Raw genomic sequence first — 26,714 nt, 5'->3', positions numbered from 1 at the left:
ACCCCCATGACCCTCACCACCACCACGGCGACGCTCGACCGTCTCGTCACCGACCTGACCGCCACCCCACTCGACCTCACCACCGTGGCGGGCAGCCATCGCACCCGGCGCGGCGTGTCCGCCCTGCTCACCACCTACAACCGGTGCCCGTTCGACCCGGCCGCCGGCCGGCTCCGCGACAACCCGCTGACCTGGGCGCTGGACACCCTGCTCGCCCAGGCCGGCGACACTCTCGCCGAGATCGTCGTCGTGGACGACGGCTCCACCGACCACACCGGCGACGTCCTCGACCACTACGCCGCGCTGCCAGGCGACGTGCCTGTCCGCCCCGTGCGGCTGGCCGGGAACGCAGGGATGACCGTCGGGCGCAACATCGCCGTCGAGGCGGCCTCCTGCGACTGGCTGCTGTTCGGCGACGACGACTGCCTGTTCAGCCCGCACTACGCCGCCGGCGCCGCGCACACCCTCACCCGCCTGCGCGACCACGACCGCAAGGCCGGGCTGGTCATGCTGCCGTTCTACTACCGCGCCCTACGCCCCCGCGACGTCGTCGACCAGGACGAGATCGGAAGGCTTCACCTCACCACCGCCCGCTTCTCCACCCGGTTCCACGCCTTCCCCGCCCCCTACCTCCACGGCCCGGCGCCCCGACTCGACACCGCCAGCGGCCTGCTCGCCCCCCTGCCGGTCCAGCTCGTCGGCGGCACCTTTCTCACCGACCGCCGGCTGCTCGCCCGCGCTGGCGGGTTCGCCGACCAGACCCGGTGGCGCAGCGCCTACGCCGAAGCGCTACACCTGTCCGCGGACCTCACCCGCGCCGGCGTCGGCCTGTACTTCACGCCCGACCCGCGGCTGTCCGCCCCCCACCTGAAATTCGGCGCCGTAGGCCGGTTCCCCCTTCACCCCGACGACCTGGACACCGTCGTACCCGTCCTCGACCGGCCCTTCGCCGACCTCGTCGCCCTGTCGAGCGTGCCACGGACGAACACCGGCGCACGGGTCCCCGACCGCCGACTCCTCACCGAGATGGTCGGTTCCTTCTTCGCGTTCTTCGTCGCGCACAGCCCGGCCGGCGGCCACGCCTGGGCAACCCGCATGCACCGCGAACTCGTCATCGACGCGACCGTGCACTCCCTGACCATCACCCGCCCGCCCAACCTGGCAGAACGGCGCGCCGCGTGGCACGACGGCCTGACCGCCGGCGGACGAGCCGCCAACGGCGGCGTGATCGACGTCCAAGCCGTGCTCGACGACGTCACCCGCACCGTCGGCGAGCCCCGCATCCTCCTGTGACCACCCCCGGCCTCTCAGCCCTGGGCCAGCACCTTCAGCACCTGCTCGTAGTACCGGGTCCACCAGACCACCAGCGCCGCCGCACCGGGAAACAGATGGTCACAGGACCGGTCGCCGCGCAGATACCGCCACTCCAACATCCAGAAGTCGTGCAGCCGTTCCCACCACAGCCGCCACACCGCCCCAGCGAGATCCTCTACCGGCAGGGGGGACGCCCGCTGGTAGCCGGCGACGAACCTTCCCGCCCGCTCGAGGTCCAGGCCGCGCTCGTCGCCGAACCCGAACAGCAGCGTCGCCGCGCGGACCACCTCCGCGGCCAGAGGGCCAGCCGTAAGCCGGTCCCAGTCCAGGACCGCCGCGACCGTCCCCGCGTCGTCGTAAAGCAGGTTCAACGCGTGGAAGTCCCCGTGGACGTGACCGCCGGCTCTCGCCCGGCCGTCCGGGGGCCGCCGGTCGGCCAGCTCGGCGAGCATCGTGCGGCGCTCCACCAGCACCCGCGCGGCCCTCTCGTCGAAGGCGTCCCGCGACCGCGGCGGCGGCAACCGCCCGACCAGCGTCTCGATCAGTTCCCCTGTGGACGCCGGGTCCGCCGCTGGCTTCCACGCCGCCTCCGGGACCGGCGGAAGAAGGTCTCCCAGCGCCCGATGCACCCCGCCGAGCAGCCCACCGAGCTCGCCACACTGACCCGCGGTCAGCTCCAGACCCCTCCGATGCCGCCCGGCGATCCAGGGGTAGACCGCGAAACGGCCCTCCGCGGCGCACACCAGCCGGGCGCCGTCCACGGTCGGCATCGCCGCCGGGACCGGCAGGCCACTTGCCGCCAGCTGGCTGGTGACCTCCTGCTGGAAACCGATCTGCTCCTGGTCGATGTCGAGGAACTGCTTGACGAAGAACACCCCCGCCGACATGGTGACCTGCCAGTTGCGGTTCATCAGCCCCTCGGCCAGATACCGCACACCGGTCGGCACCCCGATCGGCCAGAACCGCAACACCGACAGCGGCAGCACCGGACCGCTGTCCTGGCTCACCTCGCTGCGTCCGGTCTCCGCGGTCACCGCCATGGCCGTCCTCACAACTGTCGGTCCCTCCGGCTACGGTCCGCACCGTACACCGGCCCTCACCCCGCCCCGGAGACACCATGACACCGCCACCTCAGCCCCCCGCCGGCCCCCAGCTGGTCGCCCTCGACGGCGGATGCTTCACCGGCAAGACCACCTGGCTTTGAGAGATTCGAGTGGCTCCACCTTCCGGCGAGAGTTGGCCCCACTGGAAGGGTCGGTCGGGCTGGTTCGGTGACTTGTGGCCCCACCTGGAGCGATGACGGTGGGTGACGACCCGTAGGCCGGGTGTGGGCCGTCTTGCCGAGTTCGGCGCGGCGGGTCCGGGACGGCCCGATGATCGGCGTGCACGGCGGTGGAGAAGGGCCGGTCGGTGGCGCCGAAGTCAAAGGTCGAGTTGTTCGCGGCGATCCGTCGGGACTCGCGGGTCGAGGGCCTGTCGGTGCGTGCGTTGGCGGCCAAGTACGGGGTGCATCGGCGGGTGGTGCGGGAGGCGTTGTCGGGAGCGTGGCCGGCGCCGCGGAAGAAGATGGCGCCTCGGGGTTCGCGGTTGGATCCGTTCAAGGCGACGATCGACGAGATCCTGCGGGCGGATCTGGATGCCCCGGTGAAGCAGCGGCATACGATTCGGCGGATCTTCGATCGGTTGGTCGCGGAGTGCGAGATGGAGGGCGTCTCCTATTCGACGGTCGGTGACTACGTCACGAAACGGCGCAGAGAGGTCCGCGTCGAGGCGGGACGGGGGCCTGCCGAAGTGTTTGTCCCGCAGCGCCACGCTCCCGGGATGGACGCGGAGGTCGATTTCGGCGACGTCTGGATCGTGCTTCGTGGGGTATCGACGAAGTGTTTCCTGTTCGTGTTCCGGATGTCGTACTCGGGGAAGGCGGTGCACCGGGTTTTCGCGACCTGCGGTCAGGAGGCGTTCTTCGAGGGGCATGTCCACGCGCTGCGCACGTTGGGCGGGGTTCCGCGGGGCAAAGTGCGTTATGACAACCTGACGGCGGCGGTGTCGCGGGTGACGTTCGGGCGGACCCGAACCGAGACGGATCGGTGGGTTGCGTTCCGGTCGCATTACGGGCTGGACGCGTTCTACTGCCTTCCCGGCCGTGAGGGCGCGCATGAGAAGGGCGGGGTCGAGGGCGAGGTCGGCCGGTTCCGCCGCAACCGGATGGTCCCGGTTCCCGAGGTCGACTCCCTCGACGAGCTCAACGCGATGATCGACGGGTGGGATGTCGAGGACGACGGCCGGCGGATCGGAGCGCGGGCGCGCACGGTCGGGGAGTACTTCGCCGTCGAGGCGCCGCTTCTGGCCCCGCTGTCAGACGACGAGTTCGCGACGGCGCGGCTGTTCACCCCGCGGGTCGACCGCTACGCGCTGGTGACGGTCCGGATGAACCGCTACTCGGTGCCGGTCCGCCTCATCGGCCGGCAGGTGAGGGTCCTTCTTTCAGCGTCCGAGCTGGAGATCTACGACGGCCGGGCCTTGGTGGCTCGTCATCCCCGGCTGATCGCCAAGGGGCAGAACAGCCTCGATCTTGATCATTACCTGGAGGCGCTGGTGCGCAAGCCCGGCGCACTGCCGGGGGCCTCTGCACTTGAGCAGGCCCGCGCGGCAGGCCGGTTCACTCCGGTCCATGACGCCTGGTGGAAGGCCGCCCGCGCCGCCCACGGCGACGCGGCCGGCACCCGCGCCCTGGTCGAGGTGCTCCTGCTGCACCGGACGATGGCCCACGAGCATGTCGTCGCTGGGATCGCCTCAGCGCTGACCGCCGGCGCGCTGACCGCGGACGCGGTCGCCGTCGAGGCCCGCCGGGCGGCCCAAGCCGACACCGACGCCGAGCTGGCCGCGCCGCCGGTCGACAGGACAGCACCGCAGGTGACCTCGCTGACCGCGAAGCGCCTCGCCACCCTGCCCGTCGACAGCCGGCCGCTGCCGTCGGTCGCCGCCTACGACCAGCTGCTTCGTCATCCACGCACCCGCCAGGGAGGCACGTCATGACCGTCCAGCGCACCCGCGGCTTGACCGACCAGGCCGCCGACGCCGCCGTCGACACCGCCTGCCGGGTCCTGCGCCTGCCCACGGTGCGCACCGTGTTCCCCGCCACCGCGGACGCCGCCGAACGTGAGCACCTGTCCTACCGCGGCTTCCTCGCGGAACTACTCATGGCCGAGTGCGACGACCGCGACCGGCGCCGTTCCGAACGGCGCGCCAAGGCCGCCGGTTTTCCCCGCCAGAAGCTGCTCAAGGACTTCGATTTCACCGCGAACCCCGCGATCGAACCCGCCGTCATCCACACGCTGGCGAAGTGCGACTGGATCCGCAAAGGCCTGCCGCTATGCCTCATCGGCGACTCCGGCACCGGCAAGTCCCACCTGCTCATCGGTCTCGGCACCGAAGCCGCCCTCGCCGGTTTCCGTGTCCGCTACACGCTGGCCGCGAAACTCGTCAACGAGCTCGTCGAGGCCGCCGACGACAAACAGCTCAACCGCACCATTGCCCGCTACGGCCGCGTTGACCTGCTCTGCATCGACGAACTCGGATACATGGAACTCGACCGGCGCGGCGCCGAGCTGCTCTTCCAGGTCCTGACCGAACGCGAGGAGAAGAACAGCGTCGCGATCGCCTCCAACGAGTCGTTCTCCGGCTGGACGAAGACCTTCACCGATCCGCGGCTCTGCGCCGCGATCGTTGACCGCCTCACCTTCGGCGGAAACATCATCGAGACCGGGACCGCCTCCTACCGCTGGGCCACCACCCGCGGCGGCAAGCAGACCACCGGCTGAACGCCGTCAGGAGATAATGACCGCGTGGTCGGTCGGGATCTCGAACACCTCGCCGCGGATGATGACGGGAACATCCTGCTCGCGTTCCACCCGGCCGGAGACGATATCGGCGTCCGCGACGCACCGCTGACCGTCTCGCTGGTCGCACTCTGGCACGACGGCCGCCTGCTGCTCGTGTTCAACCGACAGCGCGCCTGCTGGGAACTGCCGGGCGGGATGATCGACCTAGGCGAAAAACCACGCCAGGCAGCCATTCGCGAGCTGCACGAGGAAGCTGGCTGCCAGGTCGATGATCTGACCTTCGCCGGCTACGCGCGGTTCGCGCTTGGCCCCGAGTAACGCGCCGAATACGCCGCGATCTGCGCCGCGCACGCGACCCCGAACAACGCCTTCGCCCCGAACGACGAGATCACCGCGATCACGCTCGCCCGAGCCGCATTGCCCTAGCAACCTGGGCTTCCGCACACCGATCAGAATCACTCTGGCTGCGTGATCTCGTTGCCAACCGGGCAGCGGCAGACAGCGGCGAACACGCACCGTCACGGCCAGGTGGGGCCAAAACTCGTTCCCCAACCAGCCCCGGAAGATCGACAAGTGGGGCCAGGAGCCGCTGGAAGATGGGGCCAGAACTCGCTACCGGAGCCAACCACCCTCGCCACCGTGCTGGCCAGCCAGCTCGGCGCCACCGCCATCCCCGAATACGCCGACCTCGCACCACTGCCGCCCTACCCACCCCGTCCACGCCGGCCTCGACCACCTGTGCCGCCTAGAACAACAACGCGCCGACCTCGCGCGGCGCCTCCGCACCCACCTCGTGCTGTTCGACCGCAGCCCCCTGTCCTGCATCGCCTACCAGCAGGCCATCTCCCGCCTCGACGTCCCCGCCGACCCCCACTACGCCGCCGACATCTTCACCCACGCCGTGCACACGGGCATGACCCTGCCGCCCGACCGCTACCTGTACCTGCGCCTGCCCCGCGAGACCGTCCTCGCCCGGCAACGCCACCGCGGCCCCGTGCAACCCCACCTCGTCGACCCACGCTTCATCGTCGCCAACGACCACGCCAGCCTGCGCTACCTCGCCATGCTGCCCAACGACCGACGCCTCATCCTCGACGCCGACCGGCCCATCAGCCAGCTCGCCGCGACCGCCGCGGCCTTCCTCGCCGCACCGCCGACCTCACCAGCCCCGGCCGCCTGGACCCGCATGCTCGACACCCCCCACGGCCAGCCGCGCACACCGGCTCCGGCTCCACACCCCGCATGAGCCACGTCCCATCGGAACGACGGCCACCCGCACCTCCCGACGCCGTCGTGTTCGACTGCGACGGAACCCTCGTCGACACCGAGATCTGCTGGAACCGCGCCTACACCACCCTGTTCCGCCACCACGGCCGCGCCTTCACCGCCACCGATCACGCCACCCTCATCGGCCAGCCCATGCCCGTCGTCGGCCGCCTGCTCGCCACCATCCTCGGCTTCCCCACCCACCACAGCACCCGCCTCGCCGGCGACATCCTCGACCTCGCCCTCGCCGAACTCGCCGCCGGCGCCCCCGCCCGTCCCGGCGCCATCCACCTCGTCCGCGCCCTCGCTGACCGCGGCTACCGCCTCGCCGTCGCCTCCAGCGCGCCCCGTGCCCTCGTGCACCAGCACCTCGCCACGATCGGGCTCACCGACGCCTTCCCCGTCGTCCTGTGCGCCGAAGACACCGACCAGCCCAAACCCCACCCCGACATCTACCTCCACGCCTGCACCCGACTCGGCGCCACGCCAGCGCGAAGCATCGCCATCGAAGACTCACCCCCCGGCGTCCTCGCCGCCCGCACCGCCGGCATGTACGTCATCGGCGTCCCGGCACACCCGACCATCTCCCTGGCCGCCCACCTGACCGCCACCGACCTCCACGCTCCACACCTGCGCACCGCCCTCGGTGTCCCGACCGGCGAGACCCCTGCCCGTCCTGTTGCAACCCCCGCACCGCGTGGCGCGGGGCGCGACCCTCAGGGGGCCACTCACACCAGGCCAGAGGAAGCCGCAGCGTCCCCTCCAACGGCCGATGTGCTGGACCACCAATGACGGCATCCGATGGGTGCGGCTCGCGCCGTCCGACCCGGGCAACCAGACGAGACGTGTCAGGCGCTCAAAGGGACGACGGCCACGGTGTCCCACTGGTAGGTCCGGCCTTCCCGGTACAGCCGAACCAACCGTAGATCGGCCACGAAGACCTCGGCCGGGGGCAGGTCACGCAGCCCCGCGACCCGGTGGATGATCGATTCCGCGGGCGTGTCGCGGTTGCAGTAGGCGATGCCGACGTGCGGACGGAAACACCGCTTGACGGCGGGCAGGCCGCAGGCGGAGGACACGTCGTCCACGGCGTCCCGCAGTCTGATCAGGGGTTCCCAGGGGGTGACGGTGAAGCGGACCGCGCCGCTCGATCCGGCCAGCGGTCCGACCCGCAGCCCGAACGCCGGCTGGTGATCGCACTGTTCGGCGACCCGGCGGGTGACCGCGGCGAGGGTGGCGGGGTCGATCTCGTCGGTGAACGCGAGCCGGCGCACGGTGAGGTGCAACCCGTCGGCGGGTACCGGGTCGAGACAGTCAAACGTGCGCAGCTGCTGCTGGCAGGTCGCGGCGAGGTCGCGTAGCGCCGCGCTGTCGAAGGTCAGGAACCAGTGGAAGCTGCTCCGACCCGGGGTCCATCCGGGCCGGTCCCAGTGATCGATCATGGAAGGTAGGACCCGGAAGCGTTCCCAGTCGTCGTGGACCGGGTCGTGCTCGCTCACCGCGGCGCGCTCTGGGGCAGTGCCTGGGACACCTCGGCGAGTTCGGCGACGGCGGGCAGGGCCCGCCAAGGCGCGGTGCGGCGGGCCAGTTCCTGGCCGCGCTGGCGGATCGACTCGATCGGGGCGGCACCGGCGCGGGTGAGGGCCTTCACGCCGAGCGCGGCGCTGTGTTCCGGGTCGGGATCGGCGCCGGCCGTCAGCGCGGTGGCGACATCGAGGGTGATCAGGACGTCGCTCCACCGGGAACGGTCCGCGCCCGGCATGCCGCTGGCGGTCTGGGCGTAGCTCTGGACGAGGGCGGTGTCGCCGGTGCCGACGTGGGCGGTCGCGGCGTTCGCCGCGACCCGCGCGAGGCTGTAGGCGCCGAAGGAGATGCACGGCGACATGCCCTCGGGTAGCTCGGCGCGTTCGGCGAGCTCGAACGCGCGGCCGACGGCTTCCCGCACGCCGTCGCGGTCGCCGAGCTGGCCTAGAGCGCGGGCTTCGCCGTTGACCGCCAGCCGGATCGCCTGCGGCCCGCCTGCGGCGTGGGTCTGTCCCTCGCGTGCCCGTTCCAACGCCAGCCGGTGGTCACCGGCGTAGTAGGCGCACAGGCTTTCGGTGCCCCGTACCCAGGCCGCCAGATCGCGGTCCTCGACGGCCACTGCGAGGGTGAACGCCTCCACACAGTGGGCGCGCGCGAGTGGGAAGTCCCCGAGGTTCACCGCCATATAGCCGGCCAGCCCCGACAGCCGCCCCGCGGCCCGCAGCAGCCGGACCCGGTCCCGGGGCAGCTGCCAGCCCTCGACGAGGGTCTGCACGACCTTCCGCTGGCGTACAACAAGAGGCAACAAAAGCGCTGGGCCCCGCGCCTCATAGGAGGCGACACAGTCCTCGACGAAAACGTCGAGATAATCGAGAAATGGGGTTTGCGTGGAGGGTCCTGCGAAATATCGCAGCCGAAGGCCGACGTCGAACATCTCCGCCTGTCGGTCAAATCCTCCACCAAAGGAACCGGTCGCCGTCGCGGTCGTCGCGGTCATCGCCAGGGCGGGCGTTCTGATACCTTTTCCGGCGATCTCGGCCTGGCTTGCGTCCCTGGGTTTCGGCAGCTCTTCGAGGCTGACCCGCAGGGTTCTCGGGGTCTTGCTGATAAGGAGATTGTCGGCAGGGGCGAGGTTTTCGCGGTCGTCGAGATCGATCAGGTTGTGGATGCCGGTGCCGTAGACCTCGGCGAGCAGCGCGAGGATCTGAGGGGTGGGCCGGCGGCGATTGTTCGGCAGCGGCCAGTTCTCCAGCTCCGACAACCGCGGGCCGGTCATAGGGGCGGCGTCACGGGGGTCCAGACCGATACGGGCGGCGTGGGCGTTGATGTGGTTCGCGGCCTGCGTCTGGGTCCAGCCGTGGGCGACGCGGTAGGCAGCGCGGGGGCGCAGCTGATACCGGCGGGCGAACTCGACGGCGATCTCGTCGTGGGACATACCCGCCGTGCGCATCCGCTCCCGTAGCTCCGCCTGCTCCACCCGCAGACTGGGCCTGTTCGTCACGAGGTCTTGGGCTCCTCCCTCGTCCTGCACCACCGCTGGTGGCGGACAGCGAGTCGGAATGCGCCAACAGTAGCCCTCGATCCTCATCGTCCCAAGTGGTCCAGCGCGGCCCACTGTGCCGGGTCGGCGAGCTGTTCTCTGCCTCGGCGGTCCTGAGATGTGTTCGCAGCTGCTGATGGGTGCCTGTGGATGGGGGTGTGCCGTCCGCGGTGCCCATCGCTGGTGGCGTGCTGTCGCCTACCGTCCGCGGCTCAACGAGGACCTGCACGCCTCACAACCTCTGTTCGGGCCATGACAGCGATCTAGTGCAGTAGTCCGATCGGGTGATAGCGACTAGTCCGGATGAGTCATTTCCCGCTGGGATGTCGGTCCCGCTGCGTAGCGGGACCGCTGCGATGCAACACGGCCGGAGTAGTCCTAGATGGAGGGTTTTTCCCTTCCAGGCGAGTTGACCATTCGTTGGGATTTCCTGCGAGGTGGGCACTGTGGCGGTCCGGGCTCGTACATCAGGACGGCGTTGCCGGACGCGGCTGAGCGCCGCCGGCGCCAGCGTCGTGGTCGCTGTCGTGCTGCTCCTCGCTGCCTGTGGTTCGGACGGCGGCTCCACGCCCGACCCGGACGTCAGCGGCGGCACTGTCTCCTCGCCCGCGCCGTCGTCGCCGACGCCGACGTCCCCGGCGGACCTCGCGCGCCGCGACGCAGTCGCGGCGTACGTGGGGATGTGGAAAGCCGACGCGCAGGCTGGTCGCACCGCGGACTGGCAGGCGCCCTCTCTTTCCCGTTATGCCTCCGGTGAGGCTTTGCAGGTCCTCACCGGTGGCCTCTACGCGGATCACGCCAATGGACTTGTCTCTCGGGGCGAGCCCATCAACAGGCCAGAGGTCACATCGGTGGAGCCGCCGGATACGCCGAAAACCGTGATGATCTCGGACTGTAGTGATAGCCGAAACTGGGTGCGGTACAAGGCTGATGGTTCGGCGTTTACGGACACGCCTGGCGGGTTTCACAGAATCATGGCGGAAGTTCGCATCCACACCGACGGCCTCTGGCGCGTGACGCAGTTCGGCGTCGGGGCGGCGGGATCGTGCTGAGGCGAGGCTGTGTCATCGCTTCCGTCGCCCTCGCGATCGGTATCAGCGCCTCACCTGCGTTCGCGAACGGCTACGGCTCGACTGAGTGCGATCAGAATCCCTATCCGGGATGCCGCCTGCTGGCGGGCAGCGACGGGCAGGCCCCGGTCCCAGCACCGGGCGGTGGCCCCTCATCCGCCGGCGACGTTCCTGAAGCGGGGCGTGGTCAACCGAATAGCGCACCTCCAGGCGACCGGTCGTTGAGTGAACCGTCGCTCGACATCGCGGATTGCGCGTATGTCCGCAGCGATTATCAGCCGCCCGCCGGAGGTGCGCGGCCCGCCTCCTATCAGCTACCGGGAGAGGGTGGGCTGGTGGTGCGGCCGGCGACGCTCGGTTCGTCGGGGTTGTCGGTGCGTCCGGTGGCGTCGCAGCCGGGGCAGGGGCCTGGCGCTTGGTACATCTACCAGTGCACATCGAGCGGTGAGCGGGACGCGCTGTACCGGGCGCCGGTGTGGATTCCGGACACGGGCCCGGGGGCTGCGCCCACGCCGGACCCGGAGGCGTTGGCGCAGCAGGCCCGCAACCAGCTGAGGCTGGCCGGCCCGGCGATCGTGATGAGCCCGGTCGCCGACCAGTTGGTGCGGCTGCCGACCTGGCTGTGGCTCGACTCCGCCGGATGGAACGAGGTGGCGGCGACCGCCGCGGCGGGTGGGGTGTCGGTGAGCGCGGTCGCCCGGCCCGTGGAGGTGGTCTGGACGTTGGGGGATGGCGGGACGGTGACCTGCACGGGGCCGGGCACGCCGTTCCCGGCCGGGGCCGATCCGAAGAGCGGGTCGCCGGACTGCGGCCACGTCTACCAGCGCCGGTCACTCGACGAACCGGGCGGGACGTTCGCGGTGACGGCGACGGTCCGCTGGGACGTGACCTGGGCCGGCGCCGGCCAGACAGGCGCGTTCCCGGGGCTGACGACCGTGTCGGCGACGCGGGCCCGGGTGATCGATGTTCCCGCGCTGACGACAGGCGGTGGCTGATGACAACCGTGACCGGCATCACCAGGGCGGGCGGGCCAGACGGCTGTGCCAGGTCCGGACCGGGGAGCATCGGATGGTGACGGCCCAACCCTCGACGCCGCGGGCGGCCGGTCCAGACCGCGCCGGCCGGCGGACCGGCGGCGCCCCTGCGGCCCGGTTGACCGGCGGTCCGCGGCGCCGTCGCCGGGTTCCGTATCTGCTGCTGGGTGTGGTGCTGGTGGTGGGCTGCGCCGTCGCTGGCCTGGTCGCGGGCGCGCGGGTGGGGTCGCGGGAGCCGGTGCTGGTGCTCGCCCGGCCGGTGACGGTGGGCCATGTCCTGGCCGCTGAGGACGTGCGGGAGGTGCGGATCTCCGCCGACGGAGTCGACACCGTCGGCGCCGGCGAACGGGACCGGGTGCTTGGCAAGCCGGTCGCGTACAGCCTGCCCGCCGGCACGGTGCTCAGCCGGGCGGCGGTCGGGGCCGCGCAGGTCCCGCCGGCGGGCGAGGCGATCGCGGCGGTGGCGTTGAAGGCCGGCCAGTTCCCCACCGGTCTGGCACCGGGCTCCCGGGTGACGGTCGTCGTCGCTCCCGCGACCAGTGCGGTGTCGACCGCGGCGGCCGGCGAGGCCCGGTCGTGGCCGGCGACAGTCGTGGCCGTGGTGGCGGCGGACACCGAGCAGACGACGGTGATCTCGCTCCAGCTCGCCGAAGCCGACGCCCACGCGCTGGCGGCGGCACCGGCCGGGCAGATCGGCGTCGTCACGGTCAACCGAACGAATCGGTGACCGCGTGATCATCGCCGTGGGTTCGTTGAAAGCGTCGCCGGGCGCGACGACGCTGGCACTGGCACTGGCGGACCGCTGGCCCACAGACGCCGGAGATCCCCTTCTGGTGGAGGCCGACCCCGCTGGCGGTGATCTAGGCGCCCGGTTTGGACTGCTGGCGGGCGGCCGGGGTTTGGTGACGCTCGCCGCCGCCGGCCGTCGAGGTGGGGGGCAGCGCTCCGCGGAGGAGCACGCCCACCAGCTGCCCGGTGGTCTTGCGGTCATCCCCGCGCCGGCGGGCGCCGAGCAGGCCAGCCACGTGCTCGGCGAGCTCGACGGCGGGGGCTGGTCGCTGCTGTGGTCCGCGGCGCGGGCCGGCGGCCGGACGGTGATCGTGGACTGCGGCCGGCTCGATCCGCGGTCGCCGGCGGGGCCGGCACTGCGGGCGGCGGACGTGCTGTTGCTGGTCGCGCGGGCCCGCGATGACGAGCTGGCGCACCTGGCGGCGCGGATGCACGTGGTGCAGGGCTGGGGCGTGCCGGCCTGGTATGTGGTCGTCGTCGCCCAGCCGTACCGATCACCGGACTACCGGGTCCGGGAGATCGCCCGCGTGCTCGGGTCGCGGGTGCTGGGCCCGGTGCCCTACGACACCACGGCCGCGGAGGTGCTCGTCGGCCGCCGCCAGACCCGCACCGGGATCAGCCGCTCCAAGCTCGGCCGGACGGTGGCAGGCATGGCGGACTATCTCGCCGCCACGGTGCCGGTCGCCGCGGCGACCCCAGCGCTGGGCGCAGGATCAGCCGGGTTCGACGACCGGGCCGCGTTGCCGCCGACGAGGACGGTGCGGCGATGACGGGCCCGTCCTGGCCCGACCCGCACCGCCCGGCGGCGTCTGGTAACGGGGCAGGCTGGCCCGCTCCGCTCACGTCCTGGACCGGCGGCGGTGCGGGCCCCACGCCGACCGATCTTCCGGGCCGGGCCTCGGGGACGGCGGCTGATTCCCTGCGCGGCCGGCTCCGGGACGGGCTGCGGGCCGCGCTCGCCCGCCGGCTGCGTATGGACGAGGACGCCGGCTCCCCGCCGCTGACCGCAGGCGCGCGTGAGGCGTTCGCCCGGTCTGTGCTCGTGGACCTGACCGAGGCGCACACCACCGCCGAGCTGGCCCGCGGCGCGGGGGTCCTGACACCCGAGGACGAGCAGCGTGTCCTCGCGGAGGTCCTCGCCGAGGTCCTCGGGCTCGGCGGCCTCGAACCGCTCCTGGCCGACCCGTCGATCGAGAACATCAACATCAACGGGGACCGGGTGTTCATCCGCCGGGCCGACGGCAGCCGACAACGACTCCCAGCGATCACCGACTCGGACATCCAGCTGATCGACCTGATCCGGGACCTGGCGGCGCACGCCGGGGTAGAAGAACGCCGCTGGGACCGCGGCGCCCCCATGGTCAACTTCCACCTGGCCGACAAGAGCCGCGTCTTCGCGGTCATGGCCGTTACCCAACGGCCGTCCGTCAGTATCCGCCGGCATCGGTTCCGCCACGTCAGCCTCGCGGCGTTGCGCGCGAACGGCACGATCGACTACGGGCTGGAGGCGCTCCTGGCCGCGCTGGTGGCGGCCCGGAAGAACATCGTGGTCGCCGGGGGCACCGCGATCGGGAAGACCACGATGCTGCTCGCGTTGGCCGATCAGATCCCCCCGCACGAGCGGCTGGTGACCGTCGAGGACGTGTACGAGCTCGGGCTCGACGAGGACGAGCGGGCTCATCCGGACGTGGTCGCGATGCAGGTCCGCGAACCCAACACCGAAGGCGAAGGCGCGATCTCCGCCTCCGATCTGGTGCGGGCCGCGCTGCGGATGTCCCCGGACCGGGTGATCGTCGGTGAGGTCCGCGGGCCGGAAGTGATCCCGATGCTCAATGCCATGTCGCAGGGCAACGACGGCTCGATGACCACGCTGCACTCCTCGACGAGCCGAGGGGTGTTCACCCGCCTTGCCAGCTATGCCGTGCAGGGCCCGGAACGGCTTCCTGTCGAGGCGACGAACCTCCTGATCGCCTCGGCGATCCACGTCGTCGTCCACCTGGCCGAGCCGCGCGGGGAACGAGGCCGCCGCGTCGCCTCGTCGGTGCGGGAGGTGGTCGACGCCGACGGAACCCAGGTGATCACCAACGAGCTGTACCGGCCGGGCCCCGACCGGCGCGGCCTGCCGGCCGCCCCTCCGACCGGGGACCTGCTTGATGACCTGGTCGACGTCGGGTTCGACCCGGACGTGCTGTCCCGGGGGTGGTGGGGATGACCGGCGTGTTCGGGCTGCTCGGTCTCGGTGTCGGCGCCGGCCTGCTACTGATCGTCTACGGCTGGCGCGGTGTGCCCGACGACGGCGCGCACCGTCCCACGCGCCGGCCGCAGGCGTGGCCGTGGCGGACCGATCCGCGGTTCGGCCGGTGGGCCGCCGGTTCGGCCGCCGCGGGGATCGTGGCGGGGGCGGTGACTGGCTGGGTCGTCGGCGGGCTGTTGATCGCCATGGCCGTGTATGGGCTGCCACGGATGCTGGGCCCGGACCGCGACCAGACCCGTCAGGTCGCCCGCACCCAGGGCATCGCGGTGTGGGCCGAGCAGCTGCGTGACACCCTCGCGGCTGCGGCCGGTCTGGAGCAGGCGATCCTGGCCACCGCGCAGACCGCGCCGGCCGCGATCCGCGGCGAGATCACGTTGCTGGCCGCGCGGATCGACCGCCGTGAACGGCTCGGCCCGGCGCTGCGCGGCCTCGCCGACGACCTGGACGACCCGCTGGCCGACCTGGTGATCGGCGCGCTGATCCTCGCCAGCGAACATCAGGCCCGCCAGCTGTCCGGGCTGCTCGGCCAGCTCGCCGCCACGGCCAGGGCTCAGGTCGACATGCTGGGCCGCATCGAGGTCGGCCGCGCACGGATGCGCACCACGATGCGAGTCGTTGTCGTGACCTCGCTGGTCTTCGCCGGCGGACTGGTGATCTTCAACCGTGCATTCCTGGAGCCCTACAGCACCGCTGCCGGTCAGCTGGTACTGCTCGCCGTTGGGGCGATCTTCGTCGCCGGGTTCGTGTGGCTGAAGCGCATGGCGAAGATGGACAACCCGGGCCGATTCCTGCAAAAGGACGATCCGATGGCGCCGCAGGCCACGGGGACGGCTCCGGCGACGGTGGGGCGGGAATCCCGATGAGTGTCCTGCTGATGCTGCTCGGCGCCGGGGTCGGGGCCGGCCTGTGGGCGCTGGTCATGTGGCTGTTCCCAGCCCGGCCCTCCTTGGAGGAGGTTATCGCCCGGCTCAATCCCACCCCGGCCCCGGCTTCGCCGACCCCGTCGACGGTGCCGGCGGAGCAGGACGGGTGGGCGGTGCGGATGGGCCGGCCGTTCGTCGGTCTCCTGCGCGCCGCGGGCCTACCGACCGCGGCGCTGAGCCGAGACCTGGCGGCGCTGGGTCGTTCCCCCGAGGCCCATCTCGCGGAGAAGGTGACCGCCGCGGTGGCCGGCCTGCTGCTTCCCTCGATGGTGGGGCTGGCGTTCACGGCGGGGGGCCGGCCGTTTCCATGGACGGTGCCGGTCGCGGTCGCCCTGCTGCTCGGCGTCGTCGGGTTCCTGCTTCCCGACCTCACCGTGCGGGCCGAGGCGGACCGGCAACGCCGCACCTTCCGCCACGCCCTGTCGGCCTATCTGTCACTGATCCAGGTGCTGCTCGCCGGCGGCGCCGGCGTCGAGACCGCGCTCACCGACGCCGCGGCGATCGGGAAGGGCTGGCCGTTCGTGGCAATCCGCCGCGCGCTGCGCACCGCCCGCGAGACCCGGATCAGCCCCTGGACCGCGCTCGGCCAGCTGGGGGCGGAGCTTCAGATCTCCGAACTCGTCGAACTGGCCGACGCGGTCGCGCTCGCCGGCACCGAAGGTGCCCGCGTCCGCCAGTCGTTGGACGCGAAAGCCGCCGCGCTGCGCGTCCGCCAGGCCCAGGACGCCGAGGCCGACGCCAACGCCGCGACCGAACGGATGAGTATCCCCGGCGTCCTGATCGCGATCGGTTTCATCCTGTTCGTCTTCTATCCCGCTCTGACGCAAATCACCCGATCCCTGTAGAAAACACTCATTGACCATCGGAGGAACCGTGTCCCGCCGTCTCCAGACCTGGTGGTCCCGCATCCACAACCGATGCGCTCAGGCGCCGCCCGACAAACCCGACCGGGGCTCCAACACCACCGAGACCGTCATCTGGATCGCGTTCCTGGCGGCGCTCGCGCTGACCGTGATCGGGATCTTCGGCCCGCAGATCCTGGACGCCGCGCGTAGCGTGGTGTTCAAGTAGCAGGCACCCGACGATGACCGCCCGGCTCCGTCCGGTCAGGGACCTGTAGGGACGCCGGTCTAGATGTCCAATGGCCGCGATATATGTCCAGTCGATGTCCAACGACCGGTGTTCTGTCCACAGCGGACTACCGGGGCTACGGCAAGCCGGGGCAAAGGCGACGGAAGCCCTCGACGAGCCCGTGAAACAGGGCAGGGAAGGAGATTTCTATGCGGATTTAGGTTGCGTGATACCGGAGACGTTGTGCACTGGCGTCCTGTTTGTCCGCAGCGTGTCCAGCGACCGGACTGATGTCCAGTGATCTACCGTGCCAGTTGGGATCATGTCTTCTATCTGGGGAGATGGTAGCGATGGTGACTGATGCTCAATTGAGCGTCAGGGATTCCACTGGCGCGGTGTCGACGTACGAGGATCTGTCGCTGGTTGACCTTGCCGCGACGGTGGCTGGGTGTCCGTGGCGGGTTTTTCGATGGCGGCAGGGACAGGCGCACTACTCGGGCTGGTATTGGTCGGTGACGATGGCGGGCCATGTGGTTTATGAAAGCCGGCTGGAGCTTGCCCGGCTCCTGCTCGCCGATTTCGATTGTTCGGTGGTGGGAATCGCGGCGCAGCCTTTCTGCCTGACCGCGGAGGTGGATGGGCGGCTCCGGCGGCATGTTCCGGACTTTCTGCTGGTGGACCCGGGCGGGCTGGTGACCGTGGTCAATGTGAAGCCGGCGGAGCAGCTGGCCAGGGAGAAGGTCGCGGAAGCGTTGGCCTGGGCGGGCCAGGTTTTCACGCGGGCCGGCTGGTGCCATGAGGTCTGGTCGGGGGCGCCGGCGGCGGTGCTGGGAAATGTGCGGTTCCTGGCGGCCTATCGGCGTGCTGATCGGGTCGACGCCGAGGCCGTCGAGGAGATCGATCGGACGGTCACGGGGAGGGTGGCTCTCGGTGAGGTGGAGGCCGGGTTGGCGGGCCGGTTCGCGGTCGAGGTGTGCCGGCCGGCGTTGCTGCATCTGGTGTGGCGGGGCGTGTTCCGCGTCGATCTGGACAGGCCGTTGTCGCCGGTGTCGGTGCTGGAGCGTGTGGTGTGAGCGCGACGGTGACGGTGACGATCGGGACGAGGCTGGTCCACGACGGCGAGATGCGCACGGTCGTCGGTATCGAAGCGCAGCGGCTGCGGCTGCGTGACGGGCAGGGCCGCGAGGAGCTGGTGCACACGGCGACGGTGCTGGCGAATCCCGCGACCTCGGTGCTCGGGGCGGACGGGGAGCCGGTGGCGCCGATGGAGGCGTTGGGGCCGGTACTGGACAGCCTGGACGGGCCGCGACGCGCCGAGGTGCTGGCGCGGCTCGGGCATGTGCGTGAGGTGCTGACCGGCTACGTCTCAGGAACGGTGACGCTGGCGGCTGCCGGTGAGCCGCGGGCGGCCTACGAGATGGCGGTGCCGTTGATGGACCGCTACGCGGCGAAGGCCGCGGAGGTGGGGGTGGACGTCCGGACGGTGCGCCGCTGGGTCCGCGCGGTCCAGACAGCGGGCGCCGCGGGGCTGGTCGATCAGCGCATGGTGCGGCTGGCCGATCCGTTCACCGGGGTCGATGAGCGGTGGTTGGCGATGTGTCGGCTGGTGCTCGACGAACACACCGACGCCAGCCGGCCGACCCGGCAGCTGCTGCTGGAACGGGTGGCGGCACGGCTCGACGCCGAGCACGGCGCCGGATCGGTGCGGGCGCCGGGGCGGCGGCGGGCCCGGCTGGTGCTGGAGGAGTTGTCCCGGGCCACCCACGCGTTCACCGGCGCGACGGCGGCGAAACGGTCGATCGCGAACCGGCCGACACAGCCTTACGGGCGGCTGCGCGCGACCCGGCCGGGTGAGTACGTGCTGGTGGACACCACCGGGTTGGACGTGTTCGCGATGGAACCGCTGACCTTGCGCTGGGTCCGGGTCGAGCTGACCGTCGCGCTCGATCTGTATTCGCGGTGCGTGACCGGCCTGCGGCTCTCCCCGGTGTCGACGAAGTCCGTCGACGCGGCGGTCGTGCTCTACGAGTCGCTGGTGGTGGACACGGCCCGGGGCAGCGGCGGCGGTCTGCTGCCCTACGCGGGGCTGCCGGACACCGTCGTCGTCGAGGCGGAGCCGGGGCTGCCGGGGGTGGCCGCGGAGAGCATCGTCGTCGACCACGGCAAGATCTTCCTGTCGGAGCATCTGCTGTCGGTGTGTCAGCGCCTCGGGGTGTCGGTGCAGCCGGCCCGGCCGCTGACCCCCACTGACAAGGCGCCGGTGGAGCGGTTCTTCCGGACCCTGCGAGAAGGATTGCTGGCGGCGTTGCCCGGCTACAAGGGGCCGGATGTCCACAGCCGTGGGAAGGATCCGCAGGGCTGCGCCTACTTCTTCGTCGACGAGCTGGAGACCGTGATCCGCCAGTGGATCGTCGGGATCTACCACCGGCGTCCGCACGGCGGGCTGGTGGACCCGGCGGTGCCGGGGTTGGATCTGTGTCCGGCGGAGATGTTCGCTCACGGTCTGGTCCGGGCCGGTCGGCTGCGGGTGCCCGCGCGGACGGATCTGGTGTTCGATCTTCTGCCGGTCGCCTGGCGGACCATCCAGCATTACGGGATCGAGGTCAACGGGCTTCGTTACAACGGCCCCGTGCTGGGCGGCTACCGCAACCGGCTCAGCCCGTTCACCGGTCGGCACGCCGGCAAGTGGCCGGTGCGCTACGACACTGACGACATCTCACGGGTCTACTTCCAGGACCCGGCCGACCAGCGCTGGCACACGCTGGTCTGGGAGCACGCCGGCGGTGTCGGGATGCCGTTCTCCGCGGACACGCTCGCCTACGCCCGCCGCCTCGCGCTCGCCGAGGGCCGTCACGTCGATGACCGGCTCGCCCTGGCGGACCTGCTGGACCGGTGGGACGCGGGGCTCGTGCGTCATCCCGCCGAACGTCGGATGGCGATCCGCGCGAGCGAGCAGCGCCAGGCCCGGTTGCAGGCCGCCGTCGGCGGCGACCTCGCGGCGGCCTGCGAGCTGCCGGCGGTCAGCGCCGGGCTGGAACCCGCCGGGACACCGGCGGGTTCGTGGCGGGCCGGTGACGACGACTGCGACGGTGAGCTGGACGGCGCCGCCGCCGACGAACCGGCCAGGATCGCCGACGAGGAGTTCTACGCCGACGCGCTGAGGGTCGTGCCATGAACCGCCCGGACGCGGTGCTGTCCGACCGTGACGAGCGGGACTGGAACCTGTCATGCAAGGACGGCTGGTTCGCGATGGTCGACACCCCGCCGAGGACCCGCCCGCCGCGGCACAGCGCCTGCGAGATCGCGGGGATGTCGCGGACCGTCCGGCTGCGTTACAACGAGACCCGTGCCCGTTGGCACGCCAACCTCGGCCCCGTCGCGACCCCGGGCATGGACACCGTCTTCGAGCAGCTCGACGAGATCTGCGGATCGAACCGGCAGGACGGGGAGAAGGTCAAACCCGCCGCGGTCCTCGACGCGCTTCCCGGGCTGGGCAAGACGACCGCCGCGCTGGCGTTCGCCCGCGCCTTCCACCGCGAACAGGTCGACCTCTACGGGCCGACGGTTCCCGCCACGGGCGGCCAGTGGCAGCGGGTGCCGGTCGTTTACCTCGGGCTGACCTCGAACACGACGATCCGCAGCCTGAACGCGATGCTCTGCCGCTTCTACGCGCTGCCCGCCCCTGACCGCGGCACCGCGACACGCCTGGCGAACCGCGCCGCCGAATGCGTCGCCGGGTGCAAGACCCGTCTCGTCGTCGTCGACGACGTGCACTTCCTCGACGTCCACCGTCGCGATGGCCGGGAGGTCGCCAACCATTTCAAGTGGCTCGCCAACACGTTCCCGGTGACGTTCTTCTTCGTCGGGGTGGGGCTACGCGCCCGCGGGCTGCTCACCGAGGGCCTGACCGGCGCCGACGCCGCGTTCTCCCAGACCGCGCGACGGTGGAACGTCCTCACCCTGACCCCGTTCGAGATCCACAGCGAGGCCGGGCGGCGCACCTGGCGCAACCTGCTCCTCGGTATCGAACGCGACCTGGTTCTCGCCGAACTCGGCCGGGGAACGGTCGCCGAGGACCTGTCGGACTACCTGTTCGCCCGCAGCTCCGGGCACTTCGCCTCGCTGATGTCCCTGATCGCCCGGGGCTGCTACCGGGCCGTCAGGACCGGCGCGGAAACCCTCACCGCCGGTCTGCTCGACGCGGTCCGCATCGACGAGGCCGCGGAGAAAGCCCGCCGTGACCTGCACGCCGCGCTCGGCGCGGGCCGGCTGACCAGCCGGCCCGCCCGCCAGACCACCACGCGCCTGGGCGGGGAGGGCGCGGCATGACCCGCCGGCTCCCGTTCACCCTGACACCGCTGCCCGGGGAATCGTTCGAGAGCTGGACGACCGCCTACGCGCGGCGCCTGCGCGTCACCACCAGCGAACTCACCCGCGCCCTCGGCCTCACCGCCGACCCGCCCCCGGCCGTCACCACGCCGCTCACGGTCGCCGACGCGACCGGTCTGACCCCCCGGACCTTCGCCGCGATGTTCCACCCTCCGCTCCCGGATCTGCCCCCGCGCACCCCCGACGCCCTGCGCACCGCGGCGACCGCGGGACGCACCAGCCGGTTCTGCCCGACTTGCCTGGCCGAACATCCCGGCCGGTTCGCCCTGGCCTGGCAGCTGCGCTGGACGTTCTTCTGCCTCGATCACGGCCAGCCACTCGCGGACCGATGCCCGCGCTGCGGGTCCACCCAACCCGTCCGGCACCCGTCCGGACGGACACCACCCGGTCATTGCACCCGCCACGTCACCGCCGCGGCGACCACCACCCGCTGCGGCTTCGACCTCACCGAGCCCCCCCACCCCACCTGCGCCGATCCCGCCGCCGCCCACACCGCCCAGCAGCTGATCGACCGCAGCCTCGCGCGGCTACGCCTCCCACCCGACGCCACCGCCCGGCACGAAGCCCTCGCCACGCTCACCGACCTGACCATCCTCGCCGCCCACATCGCGACGAACGACCGCCCCCGCCGCCAGCGAACACCCGTCGCGGGCGACCTGCGGGCCGACACCCTGCTCACCGCCTACCAGCTGCTCACCGCCCCCACCGCTGGCCGCCCGGACGACCCCCTCGCGCCCCTGGTCGCCCACCACTCGGCCGGGCCCCGGCCCCTGGCAGTGCCCGAGTCCTGGAAATCCGCCAGCCCCAGCCTGACAACCCGCATCGCGCACAGCCGCGACGGATTCCTGCGTCCCATCGAACGCCTCCGGCACGCCACCACCCTGCCCACCTTGCATCCCCCGACCACCGACCCCACCAGCGGCGAACCGGACCCGGCCGTCCTGCGAGCCGCACGCCTACCCGACCAGCTCTGGCCCGTCTGGACGATCCGTCTCCTCGACGACGACTCCCTCGAACCGGTGACCTTCCGCCCCGCGGCGATCGCGGCGCTTCTGCTTCCCCACAGCGCTCTGCGGCTCAACCAGATCACCGCCCTCGTCAGCGACCAGATCACCGGCGGCACCGTCGCCCACCAGCTCGGCAAACTGACCCGCGGCCCCGCCGGCAGCACCACGCTGCGCATCCTCACCGAACTCGCCCTGGCCTGCGACACCCACCCCATCCCGATCGACTACACGCGCCGCCGTCACCTCGCCGCCACGACCGAGCTGATCGACCGCGCGACCTGGAGAAGCTTCCTCGGCCCCGGGGAGCTGCGCCGCGGGCACCGACGCCGCCTCGATTTCGCCCGCTCCTACCTCTACGAACTCCTCACCGACGGCAACCTCGCCATCGCCTCACCGCCCTACCGGATCGTCGACCCCGCGCGACGCCCCGCCTACCACGAGTTCGTCCTCGGGATGCCCGCGCCGCTCGCCGACGATCTCACCAGCCACGCCCACGCCCTGCTTCTCCACGCCGGCGTCACCGACGAGCCGCTGCGCTGGGCCCCGCCAGCGCACTGGGTCCACACCCACGACTGGCCCGGCGCCGATCTCGAACACACCGACCCCGCCCCCATCCACGACCTGCTCACCCGCCAGCACCGATCCCCGCAGCAGGTCGCCGAAACCCTCCACATGTCGACAGAGCACGTCCGCCAAGCCGTGCGGCTACACCCGCTGCCACGCCCGCTCTATCCCACCCACCGCGCCGGAGCGATCCTCCCGCTCCACCCCGACACCAGCCAGCAGCACAAACCCGGAATCCATTACGTCGACCCCACCTGGCTCCACGAACAATACGTCACCTGGAAACGCACCCTCGCAGACATCGCCGACGAAATCGGCTGCGTTTACAGCACCCTCCGGGCTTTCGCGGAGAAACACGGAATCCCGCTACGTCCATCCGGCGGCTCACACCACATCCACACCCTCACAGGAACCCACCCCTCCCAACTACCCGAACCACTACGCAGCGCCCTCACCGGCCACCAAGCCCATCTCCGCCTCGAACGCTTCACGATGATCGTCCGACATTCCAACCTCACCAGAGCCGCCGAAGAAGCCGGCGTCACCCCCGCCTCCCTCTCCGAACAGCTCACCTACCTCGAACGCGTCTGCGGCGGCACCCTCATGCGCCGCCACCACCCCAGACGCCTCGACAGCCCCACAGAACTCGGACAGGCACTACACCTCCAGATAGAAGCCCACATCCTCCACGACACCACCAGCCACCCATGACGACACGAACAGGCACAGCGAAGAAATGGACAACCACCCCGGCCCCCAAGAAAGCACGGGAAACCCCCAGTGGACACGATCACGGCACCCGAATGGACATCTTCGCCGGCCTCCCTACAGCTGACAACTCCGCAGCGCGCAGAGGTGCCACAAGGCCGCGACGCGCCTTCCGGGGACACCTTCACCGCGCGACGTGCCGTCCGAGCGGACGTCATCCCCGGCCTCCCCACGGCCCGCTGCCACGGCGACTCGCCCGCCGCCGCGCTCGGCAGGCGGCACCCCCCGCCCCGGGCCGAGGCGGGGCGGCGGGGCGCGGCTCGAGGGATGCCGGGGCGGCCAGCGTCGAGCTGGTCATCGCCACCCCGCTGCTGATCACCATGCTCCTGGTCGTGATCCAGTTCGCGTTGTGGGCGCACGCGAGCCATGTGGCGGCCAGCGCCGCCCGTGGCGGTGCGGACGCAGCCCGCGTCTACGGCGCCGCACCCACCGCCGGAGACGACGCCGCGCGGCTCATCCTCGCCCAGCTCGGCGGCACCGTTCTCACCGGCACGGGCGTCCAGCTCGACCGCCGGCCCGAGACGGTCACCGTCACCGTCACGGGAAACGCGGTCAGCCTGCTGCCCGGAATCTCCCTGCCGGTGACCGGCCACGCCACCGGAACCCTCGAACGGCCAACACCATGATCAGCATCATCGGGCTGTCCCGCCGAGGGCGCCAGGGCGCGCCGACCCGGCCGGGCACAGACCGTGACGCGGGGTCGGCCGCGGTCGAACTGACACTGCTCGCACCGCTGATCATCCTGATGCTGCTGCTGATCGTCTACGCGGGGCGGGCGGTAAACGCCCGCGGGCAGGTCGACACCGCCGCGCACACCGCCGCCCGTGCCGCGAGCCTCGCCCGCACACCCACCCTGGCCATCGCCGCCGCCCAGGCGGCCGTCGCCCCGGACCTCACCGGGAACACAGGTCCCTGCACCGCCCTGACGGTGGAGGTGGACACCAGCCAGTTCCGGCCCGGAGGTGTGGTCCGCGCGACAGTGGCCTGCCGGCTGGACCAGTCCGACCTCGCCGCCGGCCTTCCCGTCCCCGGCGGGCGCACGGTCACCGCCGCCGCAGCCGTGCCAATCGACCTCTACCGCGGTGTCACCGCGACCGCGGCGGCCTGGCCGCCGGCCGGCACAGACTCTTCCTCACGGGAGCAGGTGTGAGACGACCGCCGCACACCGCCGACCGGCGGCACCCGGGCCTGACCGTCGCACCGCGGCCCTGTGTGGCCGCACTGCTCCTCCTCGCTGTCCTCGCGGCCTGCACGGCTCCCACCCGGGCCGGCCAGGAGCAGCCGCGCACCCCGACCTCGACGCCGGCACTCAGTGATGACCCAGAGGCAGCATTGCCTGTCCTGCCGCCAGGGAACACGATCACCGACAACGGTGTCCCGCTGGGATTCCCGCACAGCACCTCCGGAGCGGTCTCGGCGGCGGTCCGCTGGACCTCGCTGCTCCTGCCACGCACAGAAGCCGACCAGGCCGAGATTCTCACCACCATCGCGACCCCGAGCTACCTGCTGCAACGCACCGCGGGAACCCTCCTCGATCATGTCTACGCCCCACCCGATCTCGCTCCGGGAAGCGCGTTGTTCTTCCGCCCGCTCGGCACCCACCTCCTGGCCACCGACCCCGACCAGCCGGTCATTGCCGTCCTGCACGCCAGCCGCGTCTCGGGCACCAGACGGCCCACGGTGCTCGTCGGCTCCGTGACCTGGGAACTGGTCTGGGACGGGGACGACTGGCGCCTCGCCGACCTCCACCCCACCCTGCCCTCCGCCGGGCTACGGGTACCGGAGACGGACAGCCCGGCCGCGGTGACCGCGGCCGGGTGGGATCGGTTCCGCCGTGCCTGACCCCACCCGGAAGGACGCGGGGACGGTGACCGCGTTCTTCGTCGTCCTCACCGTGGCGCTACTCGCGGTGACCGGTCTCGTCGTGGACGGCGGGCTCGCGTTGGACCGGAAGTCCGCCGCGGTCAGCCTCGCCGCCGAGGCCGCCCGCGCCGGCGCGCAGGGCCTGGACCTGGCCACCTACCGGGCCAGCGGCGTCATCCAGCTCGACCCGACCGCCGCAGAGCGGCGGGCCGAGCAGTACCTGGCCACCGCCGGCACGGAAGGGACCGTCACCGCGACCGCCGCCACGGTGACGGTGACGGTGACAGTACGTGTCCCCACCCAGCTCCTCGGGATAGTCGGGATCGACACGCTCACCGTCACCGGACAGGCCAGCGCCGCCCCCGTCCACGGCGTCACCGCCCCGGCCGGTGCCCCATGAGCCGCCGACACAGACCCCGCCGTGTCGGGCCGCTGCACCGTCTCGCCGGGCTGGCACGTGCCCTCGGCGCCCTCACCGCCTCCGGGGTGCTGCTGATCGCCGCGCCCGCCGTGATGTGGCGGCTGGTCGGCTGGCCGCTGCCCGACCGCGTCCCCGCCTGGGATGACGTCGTGGCCGGCCTGACCGGACCGCTGACGCAGGACCTGATCCTCGGTCTGATCGGCGCCCTGTTCTGGTACACCTACGCGCTGCTCGTGCTGTCGGTGGCTGTGGAGGTCGTGGCCACGGCCGGTGGCTGGACCCGGCCCCGGTTGCCTACCGCCGGCCCCGCGCAGGCGTTGGCCGCGGTCCTCGTCGGCACGGTCCTCGCCGGCCTTCTCACCGCCACCGCCCGTGCCAGCACCGGCCCGCCGACGGCCGCGGTCCTCACCGCCTACGCGCGGCCCGCGGCCGTCACCGCCCCGGCCGATCCCACCGCTGACGCCGCGCGGCCCCCTGCGGCGGCGAACGCCATGGTGCCGGCCGGGCTGGAGTGCACCGTCGCCCCCTACGACACCCTGTGGTCACTGGCCGAGGACTGGCTGCACGGCGACGGGCTGCGCTGGCGCGAGATCTGGACCCTGAACCAGGGCCGCGTCCAGGCCGACGGGACCGCGCTCACCAACCCCGACCTGCTGCGCCCCGGCTGGATCCTGCGCCTTCCGCCCGACGCCCAACCCCCGACGCCCCCGATGGCTCCGGAGGGGCCCGACACCACCGCCGCGCCCCACGCCTCCGGTCCCGCCACCCCACCCACGACCACCCCGGCACCGCTGCCACCGACGGCACCCGGGACTGCCGCACCTGCCGCACCTGCCGCACCGGGCACCTTCTCGCCCGCCCCTTCCGCTCCCGGGTGGACCCCGACCATCCCCGCGGACCCGGCCCCCTCCACTCCCGGCCCGGCCCCGCACACCAGCCCGGCCCCACGCACCGACACGCCCGCACCGCACCCGGCCCCACCGGGTCAGGATCGGCCGGTCCGACTGCCCTCGGGCGCGGTCCTCCCGCTCAGCCTCATCGCCGCACTCGCCGCCGCCGTGGTCGCCGCCCGGCT

Annotated in this window: 26 protein-coding genes; 23 read left to right on the top strand and 3 right to left on the bottom strand. The window is 71.8% G+C overall.

Annotation, left to right across the window (positions count from 1 at the left end; all coding sequences use genetic code 11):
* Positions 1 to 6: 6 nt before the first annotated feature.
* Positions 7 to 1,293 carry a glycosyltransferase family 2 protein gene (locus ACG83_RS38880; protein ID WP_054571272.1) on the top strand — a complete coding sequence of 429 codons (1,287 nt, stop codon included), beginning with the start codon at positions 7 to 9 and terminating at the stop codon, positions 1,291 to 1,293.
* A 14-nt stretch (positions 1,294 to 1,307) separates the two neighbouring features.
* On the opposite strand, the gene ACG83_RS38875 is transcribed toward ACG83_RS38880, so the two are convergent.
* Entirely contained in the window at positions 1,308 to 2,354 is a 1,047-nt protein-coding gene (locus tag ACG83_RS38875; protein ID WP_054571271.1) for a phosphotransferase enzyme family protein, read from the bottom strand.
* A 370-nt stretch (positions 2,355 to 2,724) separates the two neighbouring features.
* Between ACG83_RS38875 and istA the strand changes: the two genes are divergently transcribed.
* The 5 genes from istA (at position 2,725) to ACG83_RS38850 (ending at position 7,214) form a co-directional block, all read left to right on the top strand.
* Positions 2,725 to 4,350 carry an IS21 family transposase gene (gene istA / locus ACG83_RS38870; RefSeq protein WP_054566491.1) on the top strand — a complete coding sequence of 542 codons (1,626 nt, stop codon included), beginning with the start codon at positions 2,725 to 2,727 and terminating at the stop codon, positions 4,348 to 4,350.
* A complete protein-coding gene (gene istB, locus ACG83_RS38865) occupies positions 4,347 to 5,135 on the top strand; it encodes an IS21-like element helper ATPase IstB (RefSeq protein ID WP_054565634.1) in 789 nt (262 codons plus the stop codon). Before istA ends, istB begins: the two co-directional genes overlap by 4 nt.
* Before the next feature lie 24 nt (positions 5,136 to 5,159).
* The gene (locus ACG83_RS38860) at positions 5,160 to 5,474 is read left to right on the top strand and encodes an NUDIX hydrolase (protein WP_054571270.1); all 315 of its coding nucleotides are present in this window, start codon (positions 5,160 to 5,162) and stop codon (positions 5,472 to 5,474) included.
* Positions 5,475 to 5,949: 475 nt separating this feature from the next.
* On the top strand, positions 5,950 to 6,402 hold the full coding sequence (locus tag ACG83_RS38855; RefSeq protein WP_054571269.1) for a hypothetical protein: 453 nt from the start codon (positions 5,950 to 5,952) through the stop codon (positions 6,400 to 6,402).
* Positions 6,399 to 7,214 carry an HAD family phosphatase gene (locus ACG83_RS38850; protein WP_235498468.1) on the top strand — a complete coding sequence of 272 codons (816 nt, stop codon included), beginning with the start codon at positions 6,399 to 6,401 and terminating at the stop codon, positions 7,212 to 7,214. Before ACG83_RS38855 ends, ACG83_RS38850 begins: the two co-directional genes overlap by 4 nt.
* 56 nt (positions 7,215 to 7,270) lie before the next feature.
* Here ACG83_RS38850 and ACG83_RS38845 read toward each other — a convergent pair whose 3' ends face one another.
* The gene (locus ACG83_RS38845; RefSeq protein ID WP_054571267.1) at positions 7,271 to 7,921 is read right to left on the bottom strand and encodes a 2'-5' RNA ligase family protein; all 651 of its coding nucleotides are present in this window, start codon (positions 7,919 to 7,921) and stop codon (positions 7,271 to 7,273) included.
* Positions 7,918 to 9,396, bottom strand: coding sequence for a hypothetical protein (locus tag ACG83_RS47355; protein WP_235498477.1), 1,479 nt, complete (start codon positions 9,394 to 9,396; stop codon positions 7,918 to 7,920). Before ACG83_RS47355 ends, ACG83_RS38845 begins: the two co-directional genes overlap by 4 nt.
* Positions 9,397 to 10,013: 617 nt before the next feature.
* Between ACG83_RS47355 and ACG83_RS38835 the strand changes: the two genes are divergently transcribed.
* The 17 genes from ACG83_RS38835 to ACG83_RS38755 form a co-directional block, all read left to right on the top strand.
* Positions 10,014 to 10,538, top strand: coding sequence for a hypothetical protein (locus ACG83_RS38835; RefSeq protein ID WP_235498467.1), 525 nt, complete (start codon positions 10,014 to 10,016; stop codon positions 10,536 to 10,538).
* A 239-nt stretch (positions 10,539 to 10,777) separates the two neighbouring features.
* A complete protein-coding gene (locus ACG83_RS38830) occupies positions 10,778 to 11,551 on the top strand; it encodes an ATP/GTP-binding protein (protein WP_235498156.1) in 774 nt (257 codons plus the stop codon).
* Complete coding sequence (locus ACG83_RS38825) at positions 11,544 to 12,317, top strand: SAF domain-containing protein (RefSeq protein WP_235498157.1); 774 nt, start codon at positions 11,544 to 11,546, stop codon at positions 12,315 to 12,317. Before ACG83_RS38830 ends, ACG83_RS38825 begins: the two co-directional genes overlap by 8 nt.
* Before the next feature lie 4 nt (positions 12,318 to 12,321).
* Positions 12,322 to 13,149, top strand: a complete 828-nt coding sequence (locus ACG83_RS38820; RefSeq protein WP_054568648.1) for a hypothetical protein — start codon at positions 12,322 to 12,324, stop codon at positions 13,147 to 13,149.
* Complete coding sequence (locus ACG83_RS38815) at positions 13,146 to 14,591, top strand: CpaF family protein (RefSeq protein WP_054571264.1); 1,446 nt, start codon at positions 13,146 to 13,148, stop codon at positions 14,589 to 14,591. Before ACG83_RS38820 ends, ACG83_RS38815 begins: the two co-directional genes overlap by 4 nt.
* Positions 14,588 to 15,496, top strand: coding sequence for a type II secretion system F family protein (locus ACG83_RS38810; protein WP_054571263.1), 909 nt, complete (start codon positions 14,588 to 14,590; stop codon positions 15,494 to 15,496). The genes ACG83_RS38815 and ACG83_RS38810 overlap by 4 nt, the downstream gene beginning before the upstream one ends.
* Complete coding sequence (locus ACG83_RS38805) at positions 15,493 to 16,401, top strand: type II secretion system F family protein (RefSeq protein ID WP_054571262.1); 909 nt, start codon at positions 15,493 to 15,495, stop codon at positions 16,399 to 16,401. Before ACG83_RS38810 ends, ACG83_RS38805 begins: the two co-directional genes overlap by 4 nt.
* Positions 16,402 to 16,429: 28 nt before the next feature.
* Positions 16,430 to 16,627, top strand: coding sequence for a hypothetical protein (locus tag ACG83_RS38800; protein WP_054571261.1), 198 nt, complete (start codon positions 16,430 to 16,432; stop codon positions 16,625 to 16,627).
* 395 nt (positions 16,628 to 17,022) lie between these two features.
* Positions 17,023 to 17,700, top strand: a complete 678-nt coding sequence (locus ACG83_RS38795) for a TnsA-like heteromeric transposase endonuclease subunit (RefSeq protein ID WP_369812951.1) — start codon at positions 17,023 to 17,025, stop codon at positions 17,698 to 17,700.
* On the top strand, positions 17,697 to 19,802 hold the full coding sequence (locus ACG83_RS38790; RefSeq protein WP_200931456.1) for a Mu transposase C-terminal domain-containing protein: 2,106 nt from the start codon (positions 17,697 to 17,699) through the stop codon (positions 19,800 to 19,802). The genes ACG83_RS38795 and ACG83_RS38790 overlap by 4 nt, the downstream gene beginning before the upstream one ends.
* Positions 19,799 to 20,956, top strand: a complete 1,158-nt coding sequence (locus tag ACG83_RS38785; RefSeq protein ID WP_054571260.1) for an ATP-binding protein — start codon at positions 19,799 to 19,801, stop codon at positions 20,954 to 20,956. Before ACG83_RS38790 ends, ACG83_RS38785 begins: the two co-directional genes overlap by 4 nt.
* The gene (locus ACG83_RS38780; protein WP_054571259.1) at positions 20,953 to 23,298 is read left to right on the top strand and encodes a TniQ family protein; all 2,346 of its coding nucleotides are present in this window, start codon (positions 20,953 to 20,955) and stop codon (positions 23,296 to 23,298) included. The genes ACG83_RS38785 and ACG83_RS38780 overlap by 4 nt, the downstream gene beginning before the upstream one ends.
* On the top strand, positions 23,295 to 23,981 hold the full coding sequence (locus ACG83_RS47690) for a TadE family protein (RefSeq protein WP_083473929.1): 687 nt from the start codon (positions 23,295 to 23,297) through the stop codon (positions 23,979 to 23,981). Before ACG83_RS38780 ends, ACG83_RS47690 begins: the two co-directional genes overlap by 4 nt.
* Positions 23,978 to 24,505: a TadE/TadG family type IV pilus assembly protein gene (locus ACG83_RS38770; protein ID WP_054571257.1), complete on the top strand. Its 528-nt coding sequence runs from the start codon at positions 23,978 to 23,980 to the stop codon at positions 24,503 to 24,505. The genes ACG83_RS47690 and ACG83_RS38770 overlap by 4 nt, the downstream gene beginning before the upstream one ends.
* Positions 24,502 to 25,197, top strand: a complete 696-nt coding sequence (locus tag ACG83_RS38765) for a hypothetical protein (protein ID WP_054571256.1) — start codon at positions 24,502 to 24,504, stop codon at positions 25,195 to 25,197. Before ACG83_RS38770 ends, ACG83_RS38765 begins: the two co-directional genes overlap by 4 nt.
* Entirely contained in the window at positions 25,190 to 25,618 is a 429-nt protein-coding gene (locus ACG83_RS38760; RefSeq protein WP_083473928.1) for a pilus assembly protein TadG-related protein, read from the top strand. The genes ACG83_RS38765 and ACG83_RS38760 overlap by 8 nt, the downstream gene beginning before the upstream one ends.
* Positions 25,615 to 26,714, top strand: a 1,100-nt coding sequence (locus ACG83_RS38755) for a LysM peptidoglycan-binding domain-containing protein (protein ID WP_152991641.1), incomplete at its 3' end; no start/stop codon positions are given. The genes ACG83_RS38760 and ACG83_RS38755, both read left to right, overlap by 4 nt.

Source organism: Frankia sp. R43 (assembly GCF_001306465.1).
GTDB classification, from domain to species: Bacteria; Actinomycetota; Actinomycetes; order Frankiales; family Frankiaceae; genus Parafrankia; species Parafrankia irregularis.
Note: the sequence above shows the minus strand (reverse complement) of the source record. Positions and strands in the feature narration are given on the sequence as shown.